Below are 11,413 nucleotides of genomic sequence, written 5' to 3' on the forward strand. Positions count from 1 at the left end.
CATAAGATTACCGCTTATAACACTATAAATAAAGGGAAACCGTGGTTTCCCTTATATAAAATGTGTCTTCTAAAATTGCTGCAGCTTGGGGTGTCCATCTTGAAGCTGCTGAGGTAGCAGTGCTGCGGGCATATTCTGATAACAGATAGGCCGTTGGAATCTTGTGATTGCCGCGCTACCAACAGAGGTACTACGACCATCGGTGCTGGCGGGATAAGGTCCACCATGGTTCATCGAATGGCATACCTCAACACCGGTCGGCATTTGATTGAAAATTAAACGACCGACACTATAACTAACCGCTTCAATCAGTGTTTGTGCCGAAGCCAATTCTGCCGTCGTGCCATGAATGGTTGCGGTTAACTGTCCCTCGAGTTGCTCAGCCAACGCTTGCAGCTGCTCCGCATCATCGCATTTAACGACGACAGCACATGGACCAAACACTTCCTGTTGCAGGGCTGGCGTTGCCAAATATTGAGTTGCACTGACACTAATTGCGATAGGGCGAGTCTGGTGACTTGCCTCTGCTGCGCCACCTTGAGCGATGAGCGTGGCAGTGCTATCGCTGAGTAAGGCGTCAACTTGTGCCTGATAGGTTGCGGCAATCCCTGGGGTTAACATAGCGCTGGCTGCTTGCTCAGCAATGCTGGTGGCCATGGTTGCAACATAGCGATCTAGGGCTTCCCCCTTAGTCGCAATAATAAGCCCTGGGCTGGTACAAAATTGTCCATGACCCATCATCATTGATTGTACTTGGGTTGTGGCTAACTGTTCTGCCTGCTCAGCCAATATGGCTGGTAAAAGAAACTGAGGGTTCGTTGACCCTAGTTCACCATAGAAGGGGATTGGCTCTGAGCGCGCCGCACAAAGATCGGCCAAGATACGACCCACCTTTAACGAACCTGTAAAACCCACGGCCTTAATTTGCGGTGCGTTAACTAATGCGGTGGATGTTTGTGGCTGACCGCCTTGAATGAGATTGAACACCCCAGCAGGCATATCACATTGTGTGATGGCATTAGCGATAGCACGGGTGACTAACTCACTGGTAGCAGGGTGAGCGGGATGGCCTTTTACAATAACAGGACATCCCGCCGCCAATGCTGAGGCGGTGTCGCCGCCAGCGGTCGAGAACGCCAGCGGAAAATTGGAGGCACCAAATACAGCCACAGGACCAAGGGGCAATACACCTAAGCGCGTATCGGCTTTAGGGAGAGGTTGTCGCTCAGGGTTCGCCAAATCAGCAACAAAGTGCTCAATAGGCTCACGTAAGTTTGCAGCAAATAGACGCAGCTGACCGCAGGTTCTGCCTGTCTCACCTTGCAGGCGCATCATCGGCAGGCCAGTTTCAAGGTGGGCGGTTTGGGTAATGGCTTCAATATCGGTTTCGATATTGCTGGCGATGGTCTCTAAGAATTGGGCGCGCTGTGCTGGCGTTGTACTGCGATAACTCGTGAACGCCTGTTTGGCTGCAAGGGCTGCGGCATTAACCTCTTCGGGTGTCGCTTCGGCAAATGTCCAATTGAGAGGTTTGTTCGTTACAGGGTTAAAACTGCTAAATTGCGCTGCTTGGCCACACCATTGACCGTTAATGTAATGCTGTCCGCTCAGTTGAATGTCTGTTTGCTGTGTCATTATATTGTCCTAATTCTATGTTGGGCTAAATCCGTATTGGTCTATACCACTTGAAAGCCAAAGGCGTAGGGGTCGTCGTCATCAACGGTGATCGCGTTTTGACCTATGATGCGAGCCCAACCTTGAATACTTGGCATGATCCCTTCAAATTCGCCGACTTTTACGGCACTCTCGATTCGACCAATGAACTGACTACCGATAATGCTTTCGTGGGTGTATTGAGAGCCTACTTTTAATTCGCCTCTGGCGTAGAGTTGGGCAAGACGGGCGCTAGTGCCTGTACCGCAAGGTGACCTATCTATCGCTTTGTCGCCATAAAATACGGCATTGGCACCGTTTGAGCCTTCGCTAATGGTATCGCCTGTCCAAAGCACATGAGAGACGCCATTGACGGTGGGGTCGTTAGGATGTACGCAGACCAATTGTTCGTGCGCTATCTGACGTACGATGGGGCTCCAATGCAGTATGTCACCCGCACTCCAGTGGCGTAATCCAGGAAAGTTCTGTTGCGGGTCGACTATGGCGTAGTAGTTACCGCCGTAGGATACGTCAATCTTTAAGGGGCCAAGACCTGGGATATCAAGTATTACATCTTGATGAGCGAGGTAGGCAGGCACATTATATATTTTAACCCAATCAACCTTTTGTCCTGTTTGTTGGTAGTCAATATTAATCTGGCCGGCGGGGACATCTATGGTTAATTTACCTGGCGTTTTAGCACACAGAAGACCTGACTCGATGGCTGCGGTGATCGTGCCTATTGTGCCGTGACCACACATGGGTAAGCAGCCACTTGTTTCTATGAAGAGAATGGACGCGTCAGCGTTGTCGCTGCAGGGTGGATAAAGAAAGGCACCAGACATCATGTCGTGGCCTCTAGGTTCAAACATCAGCGCTTTACGAATCCAGTCGTATTCGTTTAAGAAATGCTGACGCTTTTCGCTCATATTGCGTCCCTTAAGGTCCGGATGGCCACTGGTGACCAAACGGACAGGGTTACCGCAAGTATGAGCATCGACGCAAAAGTAAGTTCCTTTTAACATCTATGCCATACTCCGAAGTCGTTAGTTGACGTTGTATTTGTCAAGATCGATACGTGTTGCCATGGCGTTGGCAATCACTTGCTCAACGTAGGCACGCTCTTCACCCACCAATGTCATGCGCGGTAGACGCACATTTTCGTTGCCACGGCCAACAATTTGCTCTGCAAATTTAATGCATTGAACCAAGGTTGGAATGGTATCTAAGCGTAGCAAAGGCATGAACCAGCGATAGATCTCACGTGCTTCTTCAATACGGCCTTCACGGGCGAGTTTAAATAGGGTAACTGATTCGCGTGGGAAGACGTTAGTTAGACCTGAGATCCAGCCTGTTGCACCAAGTAGTAGGCTTTCTAGTGCGATATCGTCGACGCCGCAAAGGATGTTGAAACGATCGCCAAAACGGCTTTGAAGCTCAGTGAGACGGCGGGTATCAGTGGTCGACTCTTTGATCGCCACGATGTTTTCTTCTTCAGCTAAAATCGCAGTCATTTCAAGATTGATATCAACACCATAGCTTACTGGGTTGTTGTAGATCATGATTGGCAGTTTAGTTGCGCGAGCAACATATTGATAATGTGCAATCACCTCACGGTCAGTACCACGGTATACCATTGCAGGTAATAGCATAAGACCATCTACACCTAAGGTTTCGACATCTTGTGCATATTGGGCGGCTTGTTGCGCGGTGTTTTCGGTACAGCCAGACAACACTAAGATACGGCCCTTGACGGTTTCAACAGTATGCTTAATAAACTCACGCTTCTCTTCTGCACTCAATGAGGCGTTTTCACCTATAGTGCCCAGTGCAATGATGCCATCAATACCGTCGCTAATAAGGTCTTCTAGCATTCTCGCATTTGATTCGTAATTAATAGACCCATCGTCATTGAATTGGGTTGAGATTGCTGGGAATACACCTTGCCAGTTTACTTTCATGTTATGACCTCTATAGATAAATCAGCGCAAATGACGCTTAAAAATTAGTATCAAATTTTGGATTTCCCCAAAAACTTATAGTATATTGTATACAATTCTTGGTTAAAGAAAACCCCTAGTTGTAATAATAGTTGTGAAATAGCATTTTTTGTCTACAAGCAAATACTATATATTGCATACAAATAATAAAAAAGAAGGTCTCGATGCATCTATTAGATTTAAGTCCAACTTGGCTGGATAAGTGTCAACAATTCACTACGCTAGACGCACACACCGAAGGTGAGCCATTGCGAATAATTACGTCGGGTTATCCAGAGATTGTTGGCGACACTATTTTAGAGAAGCGCCAGTATGTGACTGAGCATTTGGACCGCTATAGAAAACTATTGATGCACGAGCCAAGAGGGCATGCCGATATGTACGGCGCATTGCTGACGCCCCCAGTTACCGAAGGGGCAGACTTTGGTGTGTTGTTTTTGCACAATGAAGGTTATAGCAGTATGTGCGGGCATGGAATTTTGGCCATAGTAAAAGTGGCTGTTGAGACGGGTAACATAGAAGTAGGTCGTGAACGGAAAATAATAAAAATCGATGCGCCCGCAGGTTTGATCACAGCGAGTGCCTATCGTGACCAAACCGGTAAGCTGGTGGTGAGTTTTCACAACGTTCCCTCCTGGGCTGAAGCCCTTAATTGCTCCGTGACGGTCGAAGGGCTCGGTGAAGTCAATTACGACATAGGTTTTGGCGGCGCCTACTATGCGTATGTTGATGCCGATGCTTTAGGTATTAATTGCCGTGCCGAGAATGTGGCGCAGTTAATCGACTTAGGCCGGCGCATTAAACTGGCTGTAATGGCAGCTCACCCATTAGTTCATCCGCTAGAGCAGGATTTAAGTTTTCTTTATGGCACTATTTTTACTTCTAATGAAACCACCAACACAAGGTCTCATTCACGCCATGTATGTGTGTTTGCCGATGGTGAAGTAGACAGATCGCCAACGGGCACGGGGGTTGCCGGTCGTATTGCGCTGCTAAGAGCGAAAGGCGAAGTGGCGCTGGGTGAGTGTTTACATATTGAAAGTATTGTCGATGGGTGTATGCAAGTGACTGCGATAGAGAAAACCGACTTTAACGGCAAGGCTGCCGTTATCGCCGAAGTCTCTGGGCGCTCTTTTATTACTGGGCGTCATCAATTTTTTGTTGATGGTGATGATCAGTTTCAAGATGGTTTTATGTTGCGTTAATGGCGAGCAAAATGGACAGTAAAATGAACCCAATTTCAGATAAAGAACGAGTAACTATTATCGGTGCTGGTGTTATCGGTCTCGCGAATGCTATCGCATTGCAGCAGGCGGGATTTAAGGTCACGCTTGTCGATAAAGAGGGTGTCGCTGCTGGTGCATCGTCGGGTAATGCCGGCCACTTTGCTACTGAGCAGGTATTTCCACTTGCCGACCCTGCGATGCTAATTAAGTTACCAGGGATGCTACTTGACCCCCTTGGGCCATTTCGTATTCAACCCCGCTATTTTCATCGTGCGTTACCCTGGTTTATGCGTTTTCTACACAATATGTTGCCGAGCAAACGATGGACGAACAGCCAAGGGATTAAAGCCCTTAATCAACAGAGTATCGCAGCATGGCAGGCCTTGGTTAAAACGTGTCAGTGTGAATCATTACTGACATTGAATGGCAGCTTGTTGGTTTTTGAAACGACGCCTTACGATGTGATTCAAAAAACTTATGATAGCTATGCCGATGCTGGCGTGACAGTAAAACTAATAAGTGGTCATGATGCGAGGTTATTGGAACCCGATCTCAGCGAAAATGTCTCTTATGCGCTCTATTTTACTGACGTTGGTCACACTGAAGACCCTACCGCGCTGTGTGAGGCGCTAGCCAATACTTTTATTGAGCGAGGTGGTGAACTACTGCTTGAAACCGTCAACAGTGTGACAAGCAATGATACTGCGCACATTCAGGTTGAAACTGCAGCGGGGAGCCAAATCATCACTGACAAGGTACTGCTCTGCACCGGCGCTTGGTCTAAACCTTTGGCTAAACAACTGGGGTTTTCTGTGCCATTGGAAACGGAGCGCGGCTATCATTTGATGATGCCGCAAAATAGCCGTTTATCAAGGCCCGTTGCCTCGTTTGAGCGAAAGTTTATTATCACGCCGATGGCCCAAGGCACACGGCTAGCGGGTACGGTTGAATTTGGCGGATTAGTGGCGCCATTAGTGGCAGCGAGAGCTGACTGCTTGCTACCTCATGCCAAGGCACTGTTACCAGAGGTGTTGGCTAGCGCTAAGATTGAAGATGGGCAGCGCTGGATGGGATTTAGGCCATCTATGCCTGATAGTTTACCTGTCGTGGGACGCTCGCCTAAGCATGCAAATGTTTTTTTCTCTTTTGGTCATCAGCATCTCGGACTGACTTGGGCGGCGATAAGCGCTCAGTTACTGACTCAACAAGTGACAGATGTTGAAACCGATATCGCGATGCATCCATATAGGATAGAAAGATTTGGCTAGTGCTAGGCAGTGTTAAATGTTCGACGAACAGTTCGAGTGGGTGGTGAGGCAAGAGACGAAATCTAATGATTTCGTCTCTTTTGTGTGGTTGCTCAATGCCAATCGACAGTGTAATCAGGCCTTCTTCAGGCTAAGCTATCCTCTGTATTTTAATTGACTATGTTTTATGGAAAATATTAATCAGTTGGTAAACCAGCTAAAAGCTTGCCGAGAATGTGCAGAGCTGTTGCCGAAAGAGGCGAGGCCAATTGTACAAATTTCACCTAAGGCCAGAATTGTTATTGCTGGGCAAGCGCCTGGCGCAGCCGCTAATAAAAGTGGCATTGCGTTTGATGACGCAAGTGGTGCACGGTTACGTGAGTGGCTGGGTGTGACCAAGGCGCAGTTTTATGATGAAAACCTGTTCGCGATATTACCGATGGCTTTTTGTTATCCAGGTAAAGGTAAAAGTGGCGATCTGCCACCGATAAAAGCCTGTGCCGATAAGTGGCGAGAAAAATTACTGGCGCAACTCACTAACGTCGAACTCACACTTGTTATTGGGCAATACGCACAAGATTACTATTTTAATAATAAGCAAACGGTGACTGAGCGCGTTAGCAACTGGGCTAGCAGCGGTGACAGCATGCTTGCGTTGCCCCATCCTAGTCCACGAAATAACATCTGGTTAAAGCGTCACCCTTGGTTTGAGTTAGCACTGCTGCCGCAAGTGCAGCAACGGATGGCTAGGATATTAGGTTAGGGCTATTGCAATATGTATGGCTATAGCGTGAACAAGCCAGTGCCGCTGGTTACTAGGAGTACAGCGGCAGCGCTATTCAGTTGTATTAAGCCAGATGAAACGATGCCAGCATTCACTTATTCGTCGCTATTCATCATAGCTTCAATCGCTGCAATGGTACGAGGCACAGCAGCAGACAAGTTTTCATGACCCTCTAGGGTGACGAGAATGTCATCTTCGATCCTAATACCCATGCCACGATATTCCTGCGGTACATCATCAAAGGATTCTGGAATATAGATCCCAGGTTCGATGGTAAATATCATGCCAGTAGCTAATGTTCGCCACTGGCCATTGTTATCATGGTATGGGCCAACATCATGAACATCCATGCCTAACCAGTGCCCCGTTTTATGCACAGTAAAGCGCTTATAACTTTGCGTTGCCATCACCTCTTCAATGCTACCTTGCAGCAGACCCGTCTCTAAAAGTCCCTCGGCCATCACACGCATACAGGTATCATAGAGGGTATTCCAAGCTGTGCCGGGTTTTACTTGAGCGATGGCAGCATCTAGTGCGTTAAGAACAATTTGGTAGATAGTGGCTTGGGCAGCACTGAACTTACCGTTTACTGGGTAGCTGCGAGTGATATCTGAAGCATAATGATTCAGCTCTGCACCGGCATCGATTAACAGCATTTGCCCAGACAGGGTTTGGCTACAGTTTTCCTCGTAATGTAAGCAGCATGCATTGTTACCGGATGCGACGATATTAGGGTAGGCCACTTCGTTAGCACCGTGCTTGGCAATCTCATAATTAAAGCGAGCAGCCAATTGCGCTTCATTGATGCTCGGCTTGCAAGCGCGCATCACCGCGACATGACCATCAATAGAGGCGGCCACGGCGGCTTTAATCGCGCGTTGCTCTATGGCATCTTTTATTACTCTTAACGGATGCAAAATTTTAGCTAATGGGGTAATGGTGCGATAACACTTTGGTGTATCAAAGGAGGTGCTGGTTCGCTGTAGATTACTCCATGAAATAATTTTATCTTTGAATCGACCAAGTTCATCACTGATGAACAGATGATGCTGATGAGTTAACTGTTCGCCTATCACGGTTTCCAATTCAGCGATATCATAGGCGGCAGTAGCCCCATACTTTGTTACGGCTCCTTCAACTCCTGCTCGTTCACCGAAACTCACCTCTTGAGCCGAGTCTTTAGGGCGACACAGTAAGGTGTAATGAATCTGATCATGGCTATCTTTATATAGCAACGCGACCGCATCGGGTTCATTAAAATCAGTCAGATAAAGAAAATCGTTGTCTTGACGAAAATGATACTTGATATTTTTACTGCGAACTTTTTGCTGATAGCCAGCAAGTAGCACAAAACTGTCGTCAGGTAATGCATTCATTAGTGCATGTCGGCGTTGGTCATAGAGTGATGTCATCGAAACGGCTCTTATCTAATCAGAATAACGAATACTATATTTGTATATTTTATTCACTGCTAGCAAAGTTTGACATATTTACTGATTCTGCGGTGCAATTTACTGATTCTGGTGTGATAATAACACCAGATTTTTTACGTTGACCTAATTTGGGGTATTTCCTGTGAATCCTGCTGTATTCCTAGATAGAGATGGTGTGATCAATATAGACCATGGCTATGTCCATCAGGTTGATGACTTTGAATATGTAGAGGGCGTATTTGAAGCCTGTGTCGCGTTAAAGCAGATGGGATATAAACTCGCTGTTGTGACGAATCAATCTGGTATCGCAAGAGGGCTCTATAGTGAAGATCAATTTCACACATTGACTGAGTGGATGGATTGGAACTTTGCTGACAAAGGGGTTGAGCTTGACGGTATCTATTATTGTCCGCACCACAGTGAGAAAGGGCTTGGTGAATACAAAATAGACTGTGATTGCCGTAAGCCCAAACCTGGCATGCTTAATAGTGCGGCACTGTTTTTAAAGCTTGATCTGACTCAGTCAGTAATGGTGGGCGATAAGCGCGATGATATGTTGGCGGCTCAGGCCGCTGGTGTGCCTACACGCATTTTAGTGCGTACAGGTAAAGAGGTGACCGATGAGGCAATTGCTGCAGCGACCGTTGTTTTAGACTCAATTGCTGACGTACCCGCTTACTTAAAGTCGCTTTGATTACTACTATTAAGTAAAAGGCTCCCCAAATGGGTGCATAATAGACGGTTTGTTTAACATTTGAGCGTTTGAGTGCTTTTGGGAAAACAATCGAATAAAAGGGGTTGACGCAAGCTGCGTAATACGTAGAATACGCAGCCCTAGCCACTTGGAACTACCGAGATGTGCTAACGCTCTTTAACAATTTATCAAGTAATCTGTGTGGACACTCACAGGTGTTGAGTTATTCGAAATTGCTTTTCTGTCTTCGGATGTAAAGCAATCAAAAATTTTACTCAATGTAAGATGAGTGTTCATAGCAATATGGCTTACGCTCATGTTTTTACAAGAGTGTAAGTATCGAGTTCACTGCTTCTTTATGAGCGCAGTGAATGAGAAACAGTAGAATTCATTGAGCAGTTCGACGTAGTCGAGCAAAAAAACTTTAATTGAAGAGTTTGATCATGGCTCAGATTGAACGCTGGCGGCAGGCCTAACACATGCAAGTCGAGCGGTAACAGGAATTAGCTTGCTAATTTGCTGACGAGCGGCGGACGGGTGAGTAATGCCTAGGGAACTGCCCAGTCGAGGGGGATAACAGTTGGAAACGACTGCTAATACCGCATACGCCCTACGGGGGAAAAGAGGGGACCTTCGGGCCTTCTGCGATTGGATGTACCTAGGTGGGATTAGCTAGTTGGTGAGGTAATGGCTCACCAAGGCGACGATCCCTAGCTGTTCTGAGAGGATGATCAGCCACACTGGGACTGAGACACGGCCCAGACTCCTACGGGAGGCAGCAGTGGGGAATATTGCACAATGGGCGCAAGCCTGATGCAGCCATGCCGCGTGTGTGAAGAAGGCCTTCGGGTTGTAAAGCACTTTCAGCGAGGAGGAAAGCTTAAGCGTTAATAGCGTTTAGGTGTGACGTTACTCGCAGAAGAAGGACCGGCTAACTTCGTGCCAGCAGCCGCGGTAATACGAGGGGTCCAAGCGTTAATCGGAATTACTGGGCGTAAAGCGTACGCAGGCGGTTTGTTAAGCGAGATGTGAAAGCCCCGGGCTCAACCTGGGAACTGCATTTCGAACTGGCAAACTAGAGTCTTGTAGAGGGGGGTAGAATTTCAGGTGTAGCGGTGAAATGCGTAGAGATCTGAAGGAATACCGGTGGCGAAGGCGGCCCCCTGGACAAAGACTGACGCTCATGTACGAAAGCGTGGGGAGCAAACAGGATTAGATACCCTGGTAGTCCACGCCGTAAACGATGTCTACTCGGAATTTGGTGTCTTGAACACTGGGTTCTCAAGCTAACGCATTAAGTAGACCGCCTGGGGAGTACGGCCGCAAGGTTAAAACTCAAATGAATTGACGGGGGCCCGCACAAGCGGTGGAGCATGTGGTTTAATTCGATGCAACGCGAAGAACCTTACCTACTCTTGACATCCAGAGAATTCGCTAGAGATAGCTTAGTGCCTTCGGGAACTCTGAGACAGGTGCTGCATGGCTGTCGTCAGCTCGTGTTGTGAAATGTTGGGTTAAGTCCCGCAACGAGCGCAACCCTTATCCTTATTTGCCAGCACGTAATGGTGGGAACTTTAGGGAGACTGCCGGTGATAAACCGGAGGAAGGTGGGGACGACGTCAAGTCATCATGGCCCTTACGAGTAGGGCTACACACGTGCTACAATGGCAAGTACAGAGGGTTGCGAAGCCGCGAGGTGGAGCTAATCTCACAAAGCTTGTCGTAGTCCGGATTGGAGTCTGCAACTCGACTCCATGAAGTCGGAATCGCTAGTAATCGTGGATCAGAATGCCACGGTGAATACGTTCCCGGGCCTTGTACACACCGCCCGTCACACCATGGGAGTGGGCTGCACCAGAAGTAGATAGCTTAACCTTCGGGAGGGCGTTTACCACGGTGTGGTTCATGACTGGGGTGAAGTCGTAACAAGGTAGCCCTAGGGGAACCTGGGGCTGGATCACCTCCTTACCTATACGACTAACTTAATGTTTGTTGAGTGTTCACACAGATTACTTGATAGAAAGAAAGAGCAAAAATATCGAAAGATGATTTTTGAGGGATTTGATTCAATTAGAGTTAAATAACCAAAAAGAATGGGTCTGTAGCTCAGCTGGTTAGAGCGCACCCCTGATAAGGGTGAGGTCGGTGGTTCAAGTCCACTCTGACCCACCAAATCTTCGTTTATTCTACGTTAACTTGTTACTCGTTTAGTGAACTAAACGTCGCAACAAGTTGCCTTGACTAAACTCGATTTGGCTTCGCCAAAATTATTTGGCATTCGATATATTTGTTTGACTGCATGTAAATGGGGCTATAGCTCAGCTGGGAGAGCGCCTGCCTTGCACGCAGGAGGTCTGCGGTTCGATCCCGCATAGC

At 47.5% G+C, this 11,413-nt stretch carries 8 protein-coding genes, 1 tRNA gene and 1 rRNA gene; 6 read left to right on the forward strand and 4 right to left on the reverse strand.

The annotated features are described in order from the left end of the window. Positions 1-69: 69 nt before the first annotated feature. From BEL05_RS03595 to dapA, 3 genes are read right to left on the reverse strand one after another with little or no spacing between them, the layout of a single operon-like run. Positions 70-1,635: an aldehyde dehydrogenase (NADP(+)) gene (locus BEL05_RS03595; RefSeq protein WP_069670295.1), complete on the reverse strand. Its 1,566-nt coding sequence runs from the start codon at positions 1,633-1,635 to the stop codon at positions 70-72. Positions 1,636-1,676: 41 nt separating this feature from the next. Continuing rightward, on the reverse strand, positions 1,677-2,678 hold the full coding sequence (locus BEL05_RS03600; protein ID WP_069670296.1) for a 4-hydroxyproline epimerase: 1,002 nt from the start codon (positions 2,676-2,678) through the stop codon (positions 1,677-1,679). A gap of 21 nt (positions 2,679-2,699) precedes the next feature. Further along, positions 2,700-3,614, reverse strand: coding sequence for a 4-hydroxy-tetrahydrodipicolinate synthase (gene dapA, locus BEL05_RS03605; protein ID WP_069670297.1), 915 nt, complete (start codon positions 3,612-3,614; stop codon positions 2,700-2,702). A 203-nt stretch (positions 3,615-3,817) separates the two neighbouring features. Here dapA and BEL05_RS03610 point away from each other — a divergent pair, with 203 nt between their 5' ends. The 3 genes from BEL05_RS03610 (at position 3,818) to BEL05_RS03620 (ending at position 6,889) form a co-directional block, all read left to right on the forward strand. After that, positions 3,818-4,858: a proline racemase family protein gene (locus BEL05_RS03610; protein ID WP_069670298.1), complete on the forward strand. Its 1,041-nt coding sequence runs from the start codon at positions 3,818-3,820 to the stop codon at positions 4,856-4,858. Positions 4,859-4,869: 11 nt separating this feature from the next. Next, positions 4,870-6,147 carry an NAD(P)/FAD-dependent oxidoreductase gene (locus tag BEL05_RS03615; RefSeq protein WP_069670299.1) on the forward strand — a complete coding sequence of 426 codons (1,278 nt, stop codon included), beginning with the start codon at positions 4,870-4,872 and terminating at the stop codon, positions 6,145-6,147. A gap of 166 nt (positions 6,148-6,313) precedes the next feature. Beyond that, on the forward strand, positions 6,314-6,889 hold the full coding sequence (locus BEL05_RS03620) for a uracil-DNA glycosylase family protein (protein ID WP_069670300.1): 576 nt from the start codon (positions 6,314-6,316) through the stop codon (positions 6,887-6,889). Between the two features lie 116 nt (positions 6,890-7,005). On the opposite strand, the gene BEL05_RS03625 is transcribed toward BEL05_RS03620, so the two are convergent. Continuing rightward, the gene (locus BEL05_RS03625; protein WP_069670301.1) at positions 7,006-8,322 is read right to left on the reverse strand and encodes an aminopeptidase P N-terminal domain-containing protein; all 1,317 of its coding nucleotides are present in this window, start codon (positions 8,320-8,322) and stop codon (positions 7,006-7,008) included. Between the two features lie 163 nt (positions 8,323-8,485). On the opposite strand from BEL05_RS03625, the gene gmhB reads away from it, so the two are divergent. The 3 genes from gmhB (at position 8,486) to BEL05_RS03640 (ending at position 11,209) form a co-directional block, all read left to right on the forward strand. Next, entirely contained in the window at positions 8,486-9,037 is a 552-nt protein-coding gene (gmhB, locus tag BEL05_RS03630) for a D-glycero-beta-D-manno-heptose 1,7-bisphosphate 7-phosphatase (RefSeq protein WP_069670302.1), read from the forward strand. 425 nt (positions 9,038-9,462) lie between these two features. After that, positions 9,463-11,005: ribosomal RNA gene (locus BEL05_RS03635) — 16S ribosomal RNA — on the forward strand. A gap of 127 nt (positions 11,006-11,132) precedes the next feature. After that, a tRNA-Ile gene (locus BEL05_RS03640) sits at positions 11,133-11,209 on the forward strand. Positions 11,210-11,413: the final 204 nt, after the last annotated feature.

The organism is Shewanella colwelliana (assembly GCF_001735525.1).
GTDB classification, from domain to species: domain Bacteria; phylum Pseudomonadota; class Gammaproteobacteria; order Enterobacterales; family Shewanellaceae; genus Shewanella; species Shewanella colwelliana.